General features: G+C 48.5%; 17 protein-coding genes. 10 read left to right on the top strand and 7 right to left on the bottom strand.

The window, feature by feature from the left end; genetic code table 11:
- The first annotated feature begins 271 nt into the window (after nt 1–271).
- From KHU30_RS09710 to KHU30_RS09695, 4 genes are read left to right on the top strand one after another with little or no spacing between them, the layout of a single operon-like run.
- A complete protein-coding gene (locus KHU30_RS09710; protein WP_211442458.1) occupies nt 272–2,434 on the top strand; it encodes a hypothetical protein in 2,163 nt (720 codons plus the stop codon).
- A complete protein-coding gene (locus KHU30_RS09705) occupies nt 2,427–4,613 on the top strand; it encodes a hypothetical protein (RefSeq protein WP_211442457.1) in 2,187 nt (728 codons plus the stop codon). The genes KHU30_RS09710 and KHU30_RS09705 overlap by 8 nt, the downstream gene beginning before the upstream one ends.
- Nucleotides 4,610–5,236: a hypothetical protein gene (locus tag KHU30_RS09700; protein WP_211442456.1), complete on the top strand. Its 627-nt coding sequence runs from the start codon at nt 4,610–4,612 to the stop codon at nt 5,234–5,236. Before KHU30_RS09705 ends, KHU30_RS09700 begins: the two co-directional genes overlap by 4 nt.
- Complete coding sequence (locus tag KHU30_RS09695; RefSeq protein WP_211442455.1) at nt 5,205–6,689, top strand: tyrosine-type recombinase/integrase; 1,485 nt, start codon at nt 5,205–5,207, stop codon at nt 6,687–6,689. Before KHU30_RS09700 ends, KHU30_RS09695 begins: the two co-directional genes overlap by 32 nt.
- 107 nt (nt 6,690–6,796) lie before the next feature.
- On the opposite strand, the gene KHU30_RS09690 is transcribed toward KHU30_RS09695, so the two are convergent.
- Together KHU30_RS09690 and KHU30_RS09685 are read right to left on the bottom strand one after the other, a co-directional pair.
- The gene (locus tag KHU30_RS09690) at nt 6,797–7,474 is read right to left on the bottom strand and encodes a hypothetical protein (protein ID WP_211442454.1); all 678 of its coding nucleotides are present in this window, start codon (nt 7,472–7,474) and stop codon (nt 6,797–6,799) included.
- A 314-nt stretch (nt 7,475–7,788) separates the two neighbouring features.
- The gene (locus tag KHU30_RS09685) at nt 7,789–8,007 is read right to left on the bottom strand and encodes a helix-turn-helix domain-containing protein (RefSeq protein ID WP_211442453.1); all 219 of its coding nucleotides are present in this window, start codon (nt 8,005–8,007) and stop codon (nt 7,789–7,791) included.
- A gap of 421 nt (nt 8,008–8,428) precedes the next feature.
- On the opposite strand from KHU30_RS09685, the gene KHU30_RS09680 reads away from it, so the two are divergent.
- The 3 genes from KHU30_RS09680 to KHU30_RS09670 all read left to right on the top strand — a co-directional run bounded on the left by KHU30_RS09680 (nt 8,429) and on the right by KHU30_RS09670 (nt 11,113).
- Nucleotides 8,429–9,949, top strand: coding sequence for an AAA family ATPase (locus tag KHU30_RS09680; RefSeq protein ID WP_211442452.1), 1,521 nt, complete (start codon nt 8,429–8,431; stop codon nt 9,947–9,949).
- 151 nt (nt 9,950–10,100) lie between these two features.
- Complete coding sequence (locus KHU30_RS09675; RefSeq protein WP_211442451.1) at nt 10,101–10,541, top strand: hypothetical protein; 441 nt, start codon at nt 10,101–10,103, stop codon at nt 10,539–10,541.
- A gap of 2 nt (nt 10,542–10,543) precedes the next feature.
- Nucleotides 10,544–11,113, top strand: a complete 570-nt coding sequence (locus KHU30_RS09670; protein ID WP_211442450.1) for a 3'-5' exonuclease — start codon at nt 10,544–10,546, stop codon at nt 11,111–11,113.
- 153 nt (nt 11,114–11,266) lie between these two features.
- Here KHU30_RS09670 and KHU30_RS09665 read toward each other — a convergent pair whose 3' ends face one another.
- Together KHU30_RS09665 and KHU30_RS09660 are read right to left on the bottom strand one after the other, a co-directional pair.
- On the bottom strand, nt 11,267–12,916 hold the full coding sequence (locus tag KHU30_RS09665; RefSeq protein WP_211442449.1) for an ApeA N-terminal domain 1-containing protein: 1,650 nt from the start codon (nt 12,914–12,916) through the stop codon (nt 11,267–11,269).
- A 286-nt stretch (nt 12,917–13,202) separates the two neighbouring features.
- Nucleotides 13,203–13,754: a TetR/AcrR family transcriptional regulator gene (locus KHU30_RS09660; protein WP_211442448.1), complete on the bottom strand. Its 552-nt coding sequence runs from the start codon at nt 13,752–13,754 to the stop codon at nt 13,203–13,205.
- Between the two features lie 117 nt (nt 13,755–13,871).
- Here KHU30_RS09660 and KHU30_RS09655 point away from each other — a divergent pair, with 117 nt between their 5' ends.
- Entirely contained in the window at nt 13,872–14,318 is a 447-nt protein-coding gene (locus KHU30_RS09655) for a VOC family protein (protein WP_211442447.1), read from the top strand.
- Nucleotides 14,319–14,512: 194 nt separating this feature from the next.
- Here the strand turns inward: KHU30_RS09655 and KHU30_RS09650 are convergent, their stop codons facing one another.
- Complete coding sequence (locus tag KHU30_RS09650) at nt 14,513–14,821, bottom strand: DUF2471 family protein (protein ID WP_211442446.1); 309 nt, start codon at nt 14,819–14,821, stop codon at nt 14,513–14,515.
- 90 nt (nt 14,822–14,911) lie between these two features.
- On the opposite strand from KHU30_RS09650, the gene KHU30_RS09645 reads away from it, so the two are divergent.
- Nucleotides 14,912–15,187, top strand: coding sequence for a hypothetical protein (locus KHU30_RS09645; RefSeq protein WP_211442445.1), 276 nt, complete (start codon nt 14,912–14,914; stop codon nt 15,185–15,187).
- A 282-nt stretch (nt 15,188–15,469) separates the two neighbouring features.
- On the opposite strand, the gene KHU30_RS09640 is transcribed toward KHU30_RS09645, so the two are convergent.
- On the bottom strand, nt 15,470–16,096 hold the full coding sequence (locus tag KHU30_RS09640) for a hypothetical protein (protein WP_211442444.1): 627 nt from the start codon (nt 16,094–16,096) through the stop codon (nt 15,470–15,472).
- 180 nt (nt 16,097–16,276) lie between these two features.
- On the opposite strand from KHU30_RS09640, the gene KHU30_RS09635 reads away from it, so the two are divergent.
- The gene (locus KHU30_RS09635; protein ID WP_211442443.1) at nt 16,277–16,501 is read left to right on the top strand and encodes a helix-turn-helix domain-containing protein; all 225 of its coding nucleotides are present in this window, start codon (nt 16,277–16,279) and stop codon (nt 16,499–16,501) included.
- Between the two features lie 188 nt (nt 16,502–16,689).
- On the opposite strand, the gene KHU30_RS09630 is transcribed toward KHU30_RS09635, so the two are convergent.
- The gene (locus KHU30_RS09630) at nt 16,690–16,902 is read right to left on the bottom strand and encodes a hypothetical protein (protein ID WP_211442442.1); all 213 of its coding nucleotides are present in this window, start codon (nt 16,900–16,902) and stop codon (nt 16,690–16,692) included.
- Nucleotides 16,903–17,017 lie beyond the last annotated feature (115 nt).

Below are 17,017 nucleotides of genomic sequence, written 5' to 3'. Positions count from 1 at the left end.
TGGTCGGAACACCGCTTGGCGATGCAAATTTACCAATACAACCTTTGAAGCAAAGGATCTGTCAAAAAAACTGGTTTTTCATGTAATAGCTTATGATGTATATCATATGTAACTCATTGATTTTAAAGGATAAATAGATAAGAAAATCATTGCAATTGACTTGCGGAAACGATATGCTTTTTCTAATGAATGAAATACGGAGTTGGAAGAATGCCGTCCCAATTAACCGCTTGTGGAGCGACTGAATTTCCTATGGATGCGCATATTTAATATGAAAATTGATAATTCACAGGGAAACCTTTGTGCGCTCTTGGACAATCCTATGCGGGAGAACCTTCACCGGATCTGTTTAGCAGATTTCTCGGACCTATCGCACCTGGATCGTGAAAAGCTATTCAACGCAACCGTTCTTAGCGAGTCGGGAAAAGCATATCGTTCACAAACACGGACGCTTTATTCTGCTCTCCGCCCCTTCGGGCGATTTATTCTCAATGAGGGAGTCTGCTCTTTCCCGACGACCCGACAGGAATGGCAGTCTATTTTGCTTCGTTTTCAGTCGTACTATTTAAGGGATCCCGAAAGCAATGCCATTTTTTCTTCTCGATGTCGAACGTGGGATGATTCCGTCGTGCTTTGGCTACGCGGACTGACAGCGGAGTCAGTAATACCTCGGGGCGTACAATATCCGCGCTGCGATCTTCCCGAACCGGTCGTTGATCCAGGTTCACCTAGTCGGCCAAAGTTACTTGGGGATCGTGCCGCCGATTACACGCCGATTTCCGCACCTATCAACAAAACCCTCGCAGGCCCAATATTTTGGCGCTCCGAAGTCGAATATTTGGATGAGGTGGAAGAGAACTTACGTGCCCGAAATAATATTGTGCGCGATGTCCTGGACGATTATTGGTTGCGTCTGACCAAAGATTACCGTACGGGAAAAAACCAGATGCGGAAGATTTCTCCAATTGAATTCCAGCGAAGGATGGCGGAGTCGGATTGGAATTCTGATTTAGTTAGACCAAAGATCGGGCAATACGGTGGCGATCTGGCACCGTTGACTCACCCTGACGTACCTAATAATTTGGGTTGGGCACTAGTTATCGCGAAAAATGAATTGAAAATATCCAATGATACTGAGTGCCTTTCTCGTCGGAAATTAGGTGCGCATCCTGCAATGCTATGGAATTTTTTTCACAAAGGGAAGAGCACGCTTAATTTGACTGCATATACCGCCCTTCGCGCAGAACAGAGTGCTCGACTTGAAGAACGTCTACTCTTTCTTCGTCTGCTGGGCGTGCTAAGCAACGTGGACTTGGCAGTGGCAGTGGCGATATTGATTCAGGAGCATCCTAATTTTACTCCTGAGGCACTGATCAGCGCCCGCCTTATAAATTCCCGTGGGCGGTCAGGCCTACTTGTTGCTGACGGGGGGAGAAGCCGGATTTTCAGCGTAGACAAACCTAGGGCGGGCAGCCGGAAGTACGCACTGCTGACCCCGCGGGCCGCCACGGTCATGAGGCACGTAGTCCGAGCAACAAGTGGAATTCGTAACATGTTGAGGCGGTGCGGCTCGAAATTTTGGCGGCATCTTTTTCTGGGTTGTGCTGGAGGTCCGGCGACAAAAAGCGGAATCGTTCAGATTGCTGCGCGCCAATTGAATAATCGTGAAAGTTATTCCTTGGCTACGCTCTATCCAGAACTTGCTCAAGCTGGGGTCGACAGCTCATTTGATTTTGCGAAACTGCGCGCCACCCAAGGCGTGTTGGAATGGTTTGCGACTGGGTCGATCGCGAAGGCTTCAAAACGTCTGGGTAATAGCTATAGGGTGTGCTTGGAGAATTACATACCTGCACCATTGCTTTCGCTATGGAACGAACGAATCATCAGAAATTTTCAGAATGTCTTGATCGTGCTCGCGGCATCTTCGGAAGACTATCTACTCGACGTAAGTGATTTTCAAAGCATCGAGGAGTTGCACAAATTCTTGCTGAGAATCGTTGTGGAATACCCTGCCACGGTGTCTCCGGTCGGGAAATTGATACAACAACGTTTTGGCAAGTATAAGTTTCAGGAATACGGACTAGCTGTTGATGATCAATCAGGCGTCCAGCAATCGTTGTTGACGTTACGTTTGGACGAAAATTCATTGGCTGTGTTGATGGCTTTTCAAGCATGGGCTCCGTCGAACATGTCTTCGAGTGAGCTCGAAACATTGGAAGCAACCACGGGGCTGTCACCCCGCGCTTTCATCGATCTGGCGGAATTTCTAAATCGTGCCGCACTAAGCGAAGACGTCGGTGAAGCATTGAGAGAGAGTCTTATGTTGTCGAGGTTGAAGGTAGTACATCAGGCTGCCCAATTACGTATCCCAAACGTCATCGAACGTTTCAAGAGCATGCGAATTCGCGCAACCTGGGATGTTGTACATGCTTAACATACGCCGCCTACGGAATGGCCGTCGCGGTACCAATCGTGATTTTTCATCAGACGAGATTCAACGAATCGATGCATTGGTCGCTGCTAATCTCCACATGACCTCAATATTCGATGGGGAATATAAAGCGAGTTGGTTGTTGAGTGACTGGACAGATGTTAAGTGGATCACCTCTGATGGGAAGAAAACAGTACGAGTGAACGGTGAGTGGATGCGGACCGTGGATATAAATTGGGACATTTTGCTTCCAAACGGCATGTTGCTTACGGATCCACGATATGCAACGTTCTTACAAACGTTAAAGAAAATTGCCTTTTTTTTCCGAGAAGGGCGGCACGGTGGACGAGCACCTGCCATCGCATCCTGGAAGTCATTCTCCAATGTTTTGCTATCCCTAGCACGTTGGATGGTGCTTGAAAATAAGCGCTACCGCGTAGAACAATACGGATTCGGACTACTTGATCAAGCTGGCTTGAATCGATTGTATTCTTCGGTCGGGAAAGACGGATGGACGGGTGCGCTGCGCTTAGTTGAGCGGACGCTTCATGAGTTGTATTCGTCGGCCTTTGGTGAAAAATGCCCGCGTCAATATCTTGACGATCCCCTAAATTTGCCAGCATCAGTCGCGAAGTCTATTGGTGACTGGTTAATGGAAAATGGTGGGATAAAAATTCGGAAAAATGTCCGACATGTTTCGCGGACCTTCATTTCTGCAATGATTTCAACTTCGTATGCCTCCGTCGGGGTCTCGTCCGATCGGTTGACCTTGTTTCTGTATCAGTTCGAAACAGCAGTTGCTTCCGAACGTGGACTTGTACGGATTTCACGTATGCGGACGGAATACGCGAGTCATAGAATCCCGACAATCGCTGAAGCGAAAGTCGCTAATTCTAGTCCGAGCCCGCTGAAGCGGCTCAGTGCAACACTATCTACAATCCTGTCACTTTCGAATTTATTACTTGATGATCTTCCCGATGCGTCAACCCTGAATCTCCCGCGGGCGATGGCTATTGGCCTGCAGTATTCCTCGCTTGATGGGCATACACGATTTATACCGATTGACACTGGACTTCGATATCTTAACGAGGCGCTGAAGTGGGTGCACAAATACGGTGATGCCCTTGTCGACTACTACTTGAGCGTTGTGGCTCGGATGCGCGAACTTAACGATGGCGGTTCGCCCGATAATTGGGAAATATCTGGCGAAGAGTTAAGGAAAATTCCTGTACCGGAAGCGTTGCGCTCGTTGGGGTACAGGGGTGAACAATTGAATGGACCGCGTGAAGAAATAAATTTCTCGGCACTTCGCACAAATCCGACATTGACGAATTTGTTGCAGGTTTGGGCAGGTGCTGTCGCCACCGTCATTGCATGTATGAAGCCGTCTCGGGATAGCGAACTCGAGAGCTTAAAACGGAATTGTTTGCTAGGGGACGGACCGTACTATATGGTTTCAGAATTGGGAAAACGTACGTATCGTGAAGAGCGAGCAACGACAGAAGGAAAACCAATTCCAACTATAGCGGCGCGCGCCATTAAGCAGATGCAACGATTAGGCGCGGGCTTGGTTCAATTGCAGGGAGAGCCTGACGCGTACCAAGCCTCTCTGTTATTTTACTTACCTTATGCTTCGCACACGTTTGGAAAAACGAAAGCGGCCAATGCAAACTCATTCAATCGGCTCCTTGATCGCTTTTGCGATTATGTCGGGCTCCCCCCCGACGAGCTAGGTCGTCGCTGGTACGTGAGAGTCCATGAATGGAGAAAATGGTTTTTGCTCCTGCTTTTTTGGAGCGCTCGTTTTGGTGCTTTGGATGCTGCCAGGGACATTGCTGGGCATGTCGATGAGGCCCACCTACTAGCGTATCTTGAGCGCGAATTCCCTAGCGTGGAGTTTTCGTCGATGGAGGCTGAGTGGGCCGTTGATCGTTTGCGAATTTATGACACCAACGGAGTTTCACACCACGGCGAATGTATTGAGCAAATGTATACCAAGGTTTTAAGGCATTTCAAAGCTGAGCAATTGGAAATGATTCCAGCGAACGAGTGGATTGGCTATGTTAAACAACTGAGAGCGAACGATGAATTTCATCTACGCCCATTCGCCTTTGTGGATGATTTTGGTAATGTGGGCCATCTTGTTGCCTTTCACTCCTTTCGCTTTGACGGTGATGAATGAACACTCCTACAGTCAAGCACAAAAAATTAAGTCCAGAGGAATGCAAGTCTAGTGTATTCAATCGTTACGTTGCGCTGGAAGCTGCTCGCGTCGCAACCGGCCCAGTCGATCCTGTCATTTTGAGTGGTTGTCAATCGATGGTATCACTAGCCGCAATGGAATCACCTGAGCACAAAATACAGGGCTTCGGATCGCGCAACACATTGTTTAAGTATGCTGATTCTGTTCTGACTGAGGACTTGATGAAGACCCCATCGGGCGAAAAGGGAGTGAAATACTTGGACTGGCTCCGAGTGCGGGTCAAGATTAGGGGAGAGGCTTTCCAGACGGCGAGAACTGGTGTTGAGCGAGCAAACCGGGCCCGCGAGCGTGAAGACGGATTGGCGCTGGAACTGCAAGAATTAAGGGCTTCTGTGAGTGTGATGACACGAGCCTATAACCAGTTGCTGAAAGAAACAAAAAACATAGCCGAAGACCGTGCCACTGATCCTCTAAGCAAACTCAAATTGGCGAATTTGTTGGACAATCATTTTTCTCTCTTCGGCGAGCTGTTTCAACCGAAGCTCGTTGCAGTTTCAGAGCCGTCAAACCTTGCAAGTACAAGAATTCATGGTCCCGTATAACAAGAAAAAGTTATATGTGCGTCAATCCGACCTTCGAATCCCGGATAGTGTGCAAGAGACGGTATCCGGAAACATAATAAATTATCAAACTATAAGAGTTGGTGCATTCGTCAATTGGCCCGATTCTCGACCTTGTCTTGCGGTAAACATGTATTTGCTCGCGAACGCCCATGAGTGGACCGGTGAGACCCCGGTTACTTATGCGAGTGAATTGTCGGAGTTGGTGCGCTACTGTCATGGCAAGCTAAAGTCATTTTCCGATCTTACCGATGGCGACATATTTGCGCTAATCGAACATTTGACGAGCGAGATAAATCCTCGTTCGGGTATGCGTAAGAGAAATAACAATACCGCTTGCGAAATATTAAATCGCAGTTTGTCATTTTTGATGTGGTATCAGGAAAATCTGCATCGTGGTCTAATTCCTCTGATTGGCGAGGAAAAATCTGGTCCTGCGATCTTGGTTTCGCAAAAAAAGAATGATCGCGGAAATCTCTATTGGACTCACCGCTACGCGCCCGAGCCAAATTCTACCGATCCAAAACTCCCGATTGATCTAAGCATTATCGAAGCGATTGATGCGTCAATCGAATATCTCAGCATCCTGGAAAACCATCCCGAACCGGAAATGCGGCCATTTAAGAGAAATCCTGAATTCTTTGATAGCCTTCTTTCTTATCACTACGCCAGGCGCAGATTCATGATTTGGATAATGCAGCGTACAGGGCTTCGTCCGGCCGAGATGGTGGGCTTGTCGCTCATCGATAACAAAGATGTATTACGTAAGAATGTACTAGTAATCCCAACTATGAAGCGCCGAAAACTCCTGCCGCCACCCAGGACATTCGCGATTACCCCAAAGGATTCCCGGGTCGTGATGCGTTATTTCGCAGCGCGTGGCGCTTGGATTGCGGCCTGCGCGGCCAATGATCCGGGATTTGCACCGAGCGGCGCAATGTTTTTGGGGGTTGCTCCAGGCAGCTGCGGGGCTCCGATCTCCAAAGGTGGTTTAGATCGAGATTTTAGGACTCTTTGTACCCACGCGGGGCACCGAGATTCTGAGGCATGTTTTTCCATGTTCAGACATCGTTTCATAACTTGGGAGGTACTTTCGCACATAAGGGTGTGGGAAGCAGAAAAGGGGCGGCCAGCTAGTGAGCAAGATTATCGTTCAATTCTCGAGAAAGTTCGTATCAAGACCGGGCACGCAGATGCCATGTCATTGTGGCACTATATTGATCTCGCTCAGGATCTCGCGGGCGTATGGGTAAACGTCGAACGCGCATCTGCGCGCCTGCACGCGGCAGATCATCTTAAGGTTGACCTGGAAGAGCTCAGGCACGATTTGCGATCTGGGAATGTTCCGCACATGGCTGCTGAGCAGATCATGAGCCTTGTATTGGGACGACTCGAGGGAATCATCGGCGACGCCAGGGCCGCAGGACTGGGGTAGAACGCATCCCCCTATTTCCTGAAATGTTCTTCCCGATAAATGGACTGAGTGGCACTACTCTTGAGTCAAGCATTGGAAGATGTACGGGGAACGAGTGAGTCGCTGCTTCATCTCTCTGGAGAGCGCTTATGAAAACCTTCTGAATTATTTACTGATTTTGCCCAGCGCCATTGCAGCTCTGATTCGTCGTTAAGGACATATAAACCTGACCAGATGGCAATCCAAAATTGAAACGTAATTACCCAATTACGGCTCATCACCCATGCGATAGGCCGCGTTGCACTTATAAGCAGGCGTTGTACGGTGGTAACTTCGAAGCCATTCGGCCCAAATATCCTGATCGCCGGCATTCCGAACCCGAAGTGCCAGTATTCAAACAAACGCGTCTTAGCCCACTGGATCGCATCCAAATTCCAGAACCGTTTCCATTTCCACTTCCAAGTGGAATTAAGAAACCAAGTGTGGGTTAGATGGCAGGTGAGTGCGTTGAAAGGATCAACTTCATATCCGTTCTTGAGTTTGAGTCGAGTAACCGAGATCCTGTAAGTATCCCAAGAAAACTGAAGGCCAGTGCATTCATTTGACCTTAAGAAGTCTTGGTGCGGAACGTTAGTCATGATCCATACGATCGGCTTCTTATTGACATTACGGATTTCTATGCGCTCCTGGAATCGCGCTGACGCTGATTCAGCTTCAAAGAAAAGTGTTAGCTCTTGAATGTCTTCGTGTAAAGCCCGAAAGGCTATTCTTGATATTCGAGGTTCCGGATCGGTGAATTGTGCCAAGTAGACCGAATATTCAAGATACTCTCCACATGCGTCCCAGTGGATGCCTAGGCGATGGAGTTTGGCCCAAAGTCCGTGTGCACGGCGAAAGGTGCGTAAGAATAGTACCTTAGTAAGTTGTCCCCACGCCCATCGTACTATTTTGATGGCGGGACCAATTGGAGGTGACAATGATGGTGCCTGACTCTGAAATTTTATTGGTTATTCAATCAAACTAGCAATTCCGTTGCTTGAATTTTTCATGAGAGTTGTCGTTTGCATTCCTCGTCAGATCACTTCCGTATGATCTTCGTCCTTGATACATCGCCAAGCCTCTAATCAAAAAAATCAAGCATTTCTTTAGGCGAAACACCAAGAGTATTCGCGAGAACGCAAATATTAAGAAGTGCCAGATTGCGTTGACCTCGCTCAATACCCCCTATGTAGGATCGAGCAAGTCCACTTTCCAATGCCAACTTTTCTTGTGACCAGCCGTGTGCCTTACGAAGCTTGATGAGCTGTTGTCCAAATAGCTGAAGCGGGTCGTATTCCATGGGAAATTAATTTTTATTCAACGGCCTGAGCTTATGGTTTCGGCCTATATATAGCCACTCTCTATAGGTACACGCCTTATAAGTGCACGCACTATGAGTGACAAGTCGGCTCTATTGATTTATCATTGTTTGAAAATGCAGCTGCATTCTTTTGCATCCAATTCCGCACGACAAATGCCGCTAGCGATGTGGAAATGTTTAGGTTTTTACGCGGACAGTTATTTAATAGAGCAGCGGGAATTCAAAAAATAGTTTATCAGCGATCTCATAGACTAGCGAACTAATCAGCCTACATGAATGACAAAATGTGGAGCATCAAATTAGAACTACGGCGTGAGGTCCGAGCATTCAATTAATTTTTTGAGTTCGTTGCGACGACATAGAAAACGAAACATTTTCGTTGCAACTCAGACCTCAATCAATGAAATCAGAAATCGCAATCGCAATCGTCATTCAAGATGCTGAAATCCTTCGCACGCTGGCGAAAGAAGATCATCTGTTTTTGTTGATTCGCAAGCCGCAATCGAAGTTTTACTTACCCCTCTCGGTGCTTGGGCGCATTGATTTTCTTGCGTTCGCAAGAATCAGAGAATTTGTCTTAGACAATTTTGATAAGGTGGAAATAATCGGCGAGGAGGACAGCGGTACATTTGATGATCGACGCATTTCAATCTATGCGCTGCTTGCAAATCACGACGCGCTAGTAGATTCCAAAGCTGCGCCGCGAGCACTGTCGGCCGAGGTCGAGTTAGTCGTGTTGTGTTTGGATGTTTACGAAACGTCGGCGTATATTTCTAAGCACGGGCCGCCGATACCTAGCACCAAGCCGCCAAAAATCATGACACTTCCGGAATATAGACGGGAATTGGCTTACGCCGGTCATATGTATCCAGCAGCGCCTGCGAGAGAATGGGACGAGAGCGTTGGCCACGATGGTTTGCAAGTTGAACAAACTAAAGAGCCGAATCTGAAGTCCGGCGGTGGTTTCCGCCAACTCTATGATTCGAACGATTTTGAGGAAGTTTTCGACACGATACTTCTGCAGCCAACCGATGTCGGTGTGGTCCTCAAACGAAACTTGGATCAATTGGCTAACTTGGGGCCCAACAGAAAATTTGCGTTGGCGCCTAGTCTGGAGGCCCTTAACAATTTGCGGTCGCGTTTTCCTAATTTCTCCGAAGTGATAGATGCGATCAAGCGACGAACGGCGCTTGCGCGACTTGTAGGTGATTCAATTGCGCAGCTTCCGCCGATGCTCTTGCAAGGTGAGCCAGCGATCGGGAAAACGGCATTTGCTAAAGCATTGGCAGAGACTGTCAAAACTCATTTTTTTGAAATTCGTATGAATAGTTTATCCGCGGGATTCGCAATCGGCGGCAGTGACATGTCTTGGTCGAATGGCCGCCCAGGGCTTTTGTTCAACGAAATTGCGCTCAAGGACATCATTAATCCCATCTGCCTGTTGGATGAAATCGACAAAGTGTCGTCTGGGATGCATTACGACCCGCGCGGTCATCTTTATACGCTACTGGAACGCGACACTGCAATAAGATTTAAGGACGAAGCGATTTCGATCCCGATGGATCTATCGCACATTATCTGGATCGCGACCGCCAATAGCGCAGCCGAGATTGAGCCGCCACTTCTGTCACGATTTACAGTATTCACCATACCGACACCGACGCGATTGCAAGCACGCGACATTGCAAAAAATATCTACTACTCGTTGCTAGAAGATGAGGAATGGGGCCAGCATTTCTCAAGGGTACTTTCGGACGAAGCGCTCGACGAAATAGCGACCTCGTCGCCGCGCGAAATGCGCAAGTTATTACTTGATGCACTAGGTGCTGCCGCCGGTGATAACCGACGCGAATTGCTCGTCTCCGATTTTGATCGACGCCGCACTGAAGGTGTTCGAACACAGTCAATTGGATTCTATTAGATGTTTGACGATTAGCTGGAGCTTCTTCCTGATGACGGCGACGTGCCAAGTAAGGGAGAGTTCGGTAGTCGTGAGTGTCATTAATTCTGCGCTGGCTTAGTTCCTTTGGACTTTGCCAAATATTTTTGATCATTAAAAGAGAAGATGTTTGATGCTACAGATCGATGAATCTTGGGAATGCACCTACAGTGGCAAGACGCTTGGTTCGTTCATGAACCAGCCCGGCTTGCGCCAATTTGAGTGTGTTGAGATTTCTTTGAACGTTGCCATTTTTCATGTTGATATCGTCCTAAGCGGCAAGCACGAAATCGGACATTCCTGGTCGCGTTTTATAGTTGCCGATATTGCGAACGTCTTACAGCTTGCTCAGCGCGATGACATGATAAGAATTCGCATAAACGTTCAATCGAGACGGTCAGCAAATGCCGAGTACAAAATTAGCTCGGTCGTGGAAATTGTCGAAGGCATCGGCCGTGATGGTCGAAAGCACTATATGTGTAAATGCTCAAATGCCCAAAATTACGCGGACGCTACCATCGGCGAAGTCGATTTATCCGAACAACGGACAGTATGGTCGAGCACCGCGAGCTAACTATGAAAAATATTCTGGTTGTTGACCTTGAAGCCACCTGTTCTGACGATGGGACAATTGCAGCAGAAAAAATGGAGACGATCGAGATCGGGGCGTGTTGGGTGGATGGCGATGGAATCGTGATCGATCGTTTTCAGTCGTTCGTACAGCCCGTATTAAATCGCCGTCTCACTCCATTTTGTACGAACTTAACTGGCATCCAGCAAGAGAATGTTGATGCGGCTCCGCAGTTTCATGTTGCTGCCGAACTGTTGCGTCAATTCGTTGATCGACATCGGACGGCGAGCTCGACCTGGTGTAGCTGGGGCGCCTACGATCGTCGGCAAATTGAGCGCGATAGCGTCCTGCACGGTATTGTTCAGCCCATTGAATTACCTCACCAAAACGCTAAGCGGCTGTTCGCAAAGGCGCAGCGAATCGGAAAAGAAATTGGTATGGCCAAAGCCTGTCAGCTCGCTGGCTTGGCGCTGGAGGGTACACACCACCGGGCATTGGATGATTCTATCAACGTCGCACGCTTGTTTCCTTGGGTATTCGGAGAGCGATCATTGAAGTCACAGATCTCATCTTAAAAGCGACTAACCGACTGCGCTGACCATACGGTGCGTGTTGGGACTGGCAGAAAACGACCCTGAGCCGATGTTCAGTGCGTCATGGCTTCAGCGTCCGCTGCTTGGGGTTGAATGGACGTCCTTTCACCCACTCTCGCCCTAGCTTTGTGCTCATCACTCGAAGAGGAACACGCTACTGAAATGAAGATGGTGCTGCCCATCCTCAAAGTACAAGTTGGGTATGAGCCGAATCTTCTTCTCGTGGTTGTTGAATACCTCGCTGTAGTTTGGATTGTTACCCACTGCATTGGAATGGAGCTTGGCGAGGTATGTCTTCGTGTCTTCTTGGGAAAAGCTAATCTTCCCGGTGTCGTTCCTGTAAAAACAGCGAAGCGCCTGTCCGTTAGCTAATGGCTGTAGTGCGAGAAAGTTTTCGCTGGACAGAGTAATGAATTCCGCGGTCCCCATGACCTTATCCAGATGCGCCTCATTAAGGCTGGCGCCTCTGACCATTCTGTTCCACGCCCGATGTAGGCACGCAAGAAATTCGTCCCTTTTCAGTCCAAGCTCAGCAAATGCGAAGTAGGTAAGTAGTAGAGTTAGCTTCTCGACGCGACTGGATAGAAGGGGATATTCATCATGAGGTATGGTGATGACGTCGCCGTGCGCGATCTCGTCTCGGAGTTTCCTGAGCCTGACGAAGGCTTCTACAGACAGGTCGATGATTTTGATTACATCAGGGTCGGCCTGAGAGATGACAATCTCAGTTTTCTCTTGAAGTGTGTATTCCCGAGTCTGGAAAACTGAATCAGCTAGATTCTTCACTCCCTGAGCCTGCTCGTGCGTCAGAGAGAGATCGCTTTGGTCTATCTTCTTGTGAAAAAACTTGACTGCCTTCTGGGGTGTTGGAATGTGTTTCTTTCCAAGGCTCTGTGTTTGAGATGAGACATACGCTTCCCAAAGAGTGACATAACCTAGGACCTTGTATTCCCAGAAGTCGTTATACCGCTTCATTCCTGACAGGCGCAACCACAGCGGATCGCGCAACTTCGAGGCATAGAAATTTTGGACTATGGTTTGCCAATTGTCTTCGAAGATGGACTTTTTTATGAAGTAGTCAATGCCACTCTTTTTGCGAGCGCCCGTGTCCGCTTCACGCTCATAAAAAGGAAAGAATGCGTATCCAGCGTGATCCTTAGCAGACTTTACAACCACGCTCATGAGAGAGACTGGTGTTCCCAGAAGTATGCTCAACAGAGCCAGCAAGTCGATGGTGTATCGTCTCACGTTATCTATGCTAATGGGGGAGGCGCTCTCAATGCTGAAGAGAACCGAATCCTTGATTAAATGGCCGCCGTCTGCCTGAACAACGTTGGTGCGCGGATAAGCTTTGACGGCAATGTCGTTGCCATCAAGCTTCAGGCTCGCACTTATCTCGTCAGGTGTGTTGATCCACTCTATCTGTGCTCCAGGCTTGCCACTCATGTGCTGGTACTCGAAGAACCACGGCGAAATGTCCAGAACCTCCATCTCTGCCAGAACGAATGCATCGGTTGTCTCTGCGCTAACAATGTATTCACATGAAAGGAATAGCTGTTCAAACTGGCAGTTAAAGAGGGTGAAGTTCTGACCGTCCTCGGTAACTGCGTGAACCTCATCGAGCGTTTGTCGCTCCGTGAGCTTGAGGCTACTCAGCCTGAATTGCAGGGTCGTGCCTTTGCCAGGTCCGAAAGTTAACCTACCATCTCCCAATTCCCCAAGTTCGGTGTGGGAGGCCGTTACGTCGTGGCTATAGTCCTGGGTGAAGATGATTTCCGGGTTCATGGATTCATATGTGGAAGGTGCTTCGTATTTTCTATCGTGCGATGCCGCGGTTGTCGGCGTCGTACCCGTATGTTAGCAAAGGCCGATACCAGCCATAAAATTGCGTCGTTGGATAACGCCCACCACCCGGTATAACCCGCCGTCAATAGCAGCAATATTGCGATTATTTTTGCAGCCATCACTACCTTTCTACAATAATCTATCTGTGCAGCATCAAGTCTAACGCTGAAGCGAACGTTCGGTCGTGGTCGATGGCGGTCTTTCCAGGCTGTGCGCCCAATGTCGGCTAATCCAACGCTGCAAGGACACTATTCCGTGCGTGGAGCAGAACACCCTTGATCTCGCCTGGGGAAACCTCTGCAAAACCGAGCCCTCTGAGCAGAAAAATACCTTCAACAGCCAGCAGTGCTTGACGGACTTCAGCAAACTCTCCATGTTCTGATCGAAACGGATCGAGTAGTGCGCGATAAAAGTGTCGCACCGGCCCTAGCATGTCAGGGGCATGCACGAGTGCCGTTACGAGGAAAGCCGCCATTTGCGTCGAGGCGTCGTCCTCGGCCAGTGCTTCCTCGATATGGGCGAGCGCCAATTGAATCGGCCCAGCTGGTCCGCTGCCGAGTCGCCGACGCACTGCCTCCTGAAAACGGTCGAGCTCTCGTTCTAATGCCGCGAGTATCAATACATCCTTAGTCGCAAAGGTATAGACGAGACCGCCCTTGCTAATCCCCGCACGCTCTGCGACGGCATCGAGCGTGAAATTTCGGCCGCCAGATTCGAAGATGACAGCCTCGGCAGCATCCAAGACCCTGTCTCTGTCGATTACTTTCTTTCGTGTCACAACAACTCCTTGCTTTTTCGACTGGTCAGTCGGATAATATATTCGACTGGCCAGTCAGATTAACACGATGTTGCTTGCGTAACAAGTTTGATTTCCCGCTGGCCCACTAAAGAACTTATGAAAGGATTTGAAATGGAAGATTTTTTGCCTGCCGCTGCACTCGGCCACTTTGTTATGAAAGTGCAAAATATCGAGGAAAGTTTTCAGTTTTATGTTGGTTTAGGTCTACGCGCGTTAGACAAATTTCCCGGACTGGCGATCGTTGAGCTGCGCGGTGGTACACATTTACTGTTATTCCAAAAGGACGATAGTCAGAGTAGTACTTTGCAGAATAGTCATGTCGGACAACGACCAGATTTTGGCCGCGAAAAAATAGACCTGATGATCGCTGGCCGCACAAAGGCAGATTTGGAACTCTACAGGGTCGGCCTGATCGACAAAGGATATTCGCCGTCCGTCATCCCAGATGACGACCTATATGGCCATAATTATTTCTCAATACAAGATCCTGATGGCAATGGCGTCAGTTTCTACACCAACCACTGCAGCGACAAGCCCGTTTGAACTCTTCGCTGATCAACAGAAGCGACGGGCGCCACGCAGCAACGTCAAAGGCGCCCGTGTCTCTGATTGCGGTCATTGATCTTCTATGACGCGATTACTGATGCGGATGGGATTGGCTTTCCTCAGATGTAAATCTGAACGGCGGCTTCACTGCACATAGCTGTCTGCGCGCGCCGACTGGATGTTGCCCGGACTCAATGCAGACGGTGATACGCCTCGTAGATCATCGCGAAGGCGCAGGCAATCGCATTTGATTTGCCAAAATCCACCGGGTCGTCATTAAGTGGGTAGTTGAGAATCCCAGAATGCTTAATCAAATTGATATAGGCCGGTTTCAGGTCGTCGGCGCGATTCAATTCATCGAGAACTTCACCTTCGATTGAATGGATTAATCGCCAGGTAAGTGGTTGTTCCTCCGTGCGGTGGCGGGTGACTATCGTGGCGATAATTGGCTCTGCCCAGGCAATTACTGCATCAAATTCGCTCATATCTGTAAGGCGCATGGTGTTCTCCAAAATTTGAAATATACTGTATGTATATACAGTATATATGTTTACCGGTGCTATGCAAAAGCCGGAATTGGAGAGGGCGCTATGGAGGCCGAACACATCATTTCGATGTATTTTATTCGTTACCTCGATCCGATCAGCAAGAAGTGGGGCAAAACGCGCTGGCCCATGACCGAAGAAGATGCCGTCAGGCGGTACGAGCGGCCGGAATATGAGGTCATGCGGCTAAGTAAGATGGATCGCGTCGTCAGATTCGGCCCTTACCATATTGGAAGCGGGACCAGTCGCTTCCACATCGGGACGCCTGGCGGCGGTAATCTTAAAAATTGGTTCGGTCATACCTGGTCAGAACAAGGCTGAGATTCTCGAATTGGTGGAAGATGGAAAGGCCGAGTTGGCCAAGGAGAATCCAAATCTTACCAAGCTCACCTCTTTCCTCCCAATGATCGGTAGCGCGATTGGAGTTGTAGCGAATCTCAAACCAGCCTATGACGGACTTAAGGCGGCGGCAGTGTTGATCGGTATAACGCTGCCTTGACGCTCCAGGAAGCAAAAGGAAAAGGACTCCACCATGTATCGCAACTTGTTGCAGGAAGCAGCTTATTGTTCTTCGCGTATTGCAGACGGTTCCTTTGGCGAACATCATTTTAATATCTCAGCAGCATTCATTATCTGCCGATGCAGCTTGAGTGGAAAACCAAGCAGTTCGCTATAGGCTACATAGCCAGAAAATATAAACGAGCCGCACCAAATGACACTGAATGCTCCGTCCAAATTAAAGCGAGACTTGAATAGTCCAGCCCACAAGATGCAAAATCCAACGAAAACGATTGATGCGATGGCGCCTATTGCGAGCGACGCCAATGTCCAGTTCACGAGCAATGGCATAAAAAAGTCATTTGAATTTTTGATTGCCGAGTACTTGATCCCGCGAATTGGAAAGCTTTCAATCCGGCCGTTTTCTTGTTTGATAGCGCACAGGGCCGTGACAGGTTTAAGTGTCAAACTTTCGACAATCGCCAATTCAACTTTTTGACCGATAAGCGACTGAATTAATGCGCTGCCTTCGCTGCGCATATGCACATTGCGCAGCTGAAGTTCATCAGAAGCACCCTCTTGAGCAGCAACAATCAGCGTGATGGATTCGTATGTAACGGCGTGCTCGAATTCTTTGTAAGGCGATAGGGCGCAGATTTTTCCAACAATTTTATTGGTCAGAATTTTTCCAAAGAGCGTCGGTGCCACTTTACGGCGCAATGCATTGAACATCCTCATTTCCTTTATGTGGGAAAGGTGTAGATTTTTTGAGATTCGTTTTTGTTGAGCGCGAGAATAGGTGTCGTCAGAGTTTTGCGAAAGCTCATTGTAGATATAAAGGCAGTATATGTAAATACGGTAGATATATGCGCTGTAGATTTACTTGCAGTAGTGATGGAATCTAGTCGCAATATGACTACATCGAAATCAGAATCATTGCGCAGCAGGTTTGCGAAAAACCTCAAAAACCTACGTAATTCTCAAGGCATTTCTCAGGAATACCTTGCTGAACTGGCGGGCTTCCATCGAACGTATGTCAGTCAAATTGAAAGGGGGGTGGGGAACATCTCTTTGGACAATATAGAAAAATTGGCCATCGCATTGAGCGTCGATCCCATAGATCTTTTTAAGCAGTGAGCCGGCGAAAATTATCGTTCGCCAAAACATTCGAACCTCTCCGACGCCGTATACGGACCGTCCGGGTGCAAGCATTGCTGTAGTGAGCCTGTCCGAGTAAAAAAGCGAGCGAGCAAATTGTATTTAACGATCAACCGGTAGAGAGTGACTTACCAGCTTGAGATTTATATCGTGTATGGCCATGTTCTCTACGCAAGGATTCTCAAAAGCGTCGGCAGGACAATATTGACCAGCTGACGCGTCTGCTGCTCCGTTCCGGAATACCCCAATGAACGCGAAACAGTGACGATCTCGGCACCTTTGATGAGTTCCTGCCATGTGGCTAGCGCGGCGCGAATCTCGTCTTCGTCCCGCACCGTTCCCTCCCACATCATGTCGTCGTCGCGGTTGAAATGGTCCAAGCGCAGATCGAAGAAATAGGGCTTGAAACATCGGCTCGGGCGGCCTCGTCAACGTTGCTGTAGAAACTTTGCTGTGCATTGCATTCACTACCCCAAACTACAATATTGACTATGT

It is taken from the genome of Collimonas humicola (genome assembly GCF_018304945.1).
Lineage (GTDB): Bacteria > Pseudomonadota > Gammaproteobacteria > Burkholderiales > Burkholderiaceae_D > Collimonas > Collimonas humicola.
The sequence above is the reverse complement of the archived record's forward strand: the minus strand, read 5'-3'. Positions and strand labels throughout refer to the sequence as shown.

Bases quoted from the DNA above. Each gene is read 5' to 3' on its own strand.
- KHU30_RS09710 (WP_211442458.1), top strand. From the start codon at position 272: ATGAAAATTGATAATTCACAGGGAAACCTTTGTGCGCTCTTGGACAAT.
- KHU30_RS09705 (WP_211442457.1), top strand. From the start codon at position 2,427: ATGCTTAACATACGCCGCCTACGGAATGGCCGTCGCGGTACCAATCGT.
- KHU30_RS09700 (WP_211442456.1), top strand. From the start codon at position 4,610: ATGAACACTCCTACAGTCAAGCACAAAAAATTAAGTCCAGAGGAATGC.
- KHU30_RS09685 (WP_211442453.1), bottom strand. From the start codon at position 8,007: ATGGAATACGACCCGCTTCAGCTATTTGGACAACAGCTCATCAAGCTT.
- KHU30_RS09680 (WP_211442452.1), top strand. From the start codon at position 8,429: ATGAAATCAGAAATCGCAATCGCAATCGTCATTCAAGATGCTGAAATC.
- KHU30_RS09675 (WP_211442451.1), top strand. From the start codon at position 10,101: ATGCTACAGATCGATGAATCTTGGGAATGCACCTACAGTGGCAAGACG.
- KHU30_RS09670 (WP_211442450.1), top strand. From the start codon at position 10,544: ATGAAAAATATTCTGGTTGTTGACCTTGAAGCCACCTGTTCTGACGAT.
- KHU30_RS09665 (WP_211442449.1), bottom strand. From the start codon at position 12,916: ATGAACCCGGAAATCATCTTCACCCAGGACTATAGCCACGACGTAACG.
- KHU30_RS09655 (WP_211442447.1), top strand. From the start codon at position 13,872: ATGAAAGGATTTGAAATGGAAGATTTTTTGCCTGCCGCTGCACTCGGC.
- KHU30_RS09650 (WP_211442446.1), bottom strand. From the start codon at position 14,821: ATGCGCCTTACAGATATGAGCGAATTTGATGCAGTAATTGCCTGGGCA.
- KHU30_RS09645 (WP_211442445.1), top strand. From the start codon at position 14,912: ATGGAGGCCGAACACATCATTTCGATGTATTTTATTCGTTACCTCGAT.
- KHU30_RS09640 (WP_211442444.1), bottom strand. From the start codon at position 16,096: ATGTTCAATGCATTGCGCCGTAAAGTGGCACCGACGCTCTTTGGAAAA.
- KHU30_RS09635 (WP_211442443.1), top strand. From the start codon at position 16,277: ATGACTACATCGAAATCAGAATCATTGCGCAGCAGGTTTGCGAAAAAC.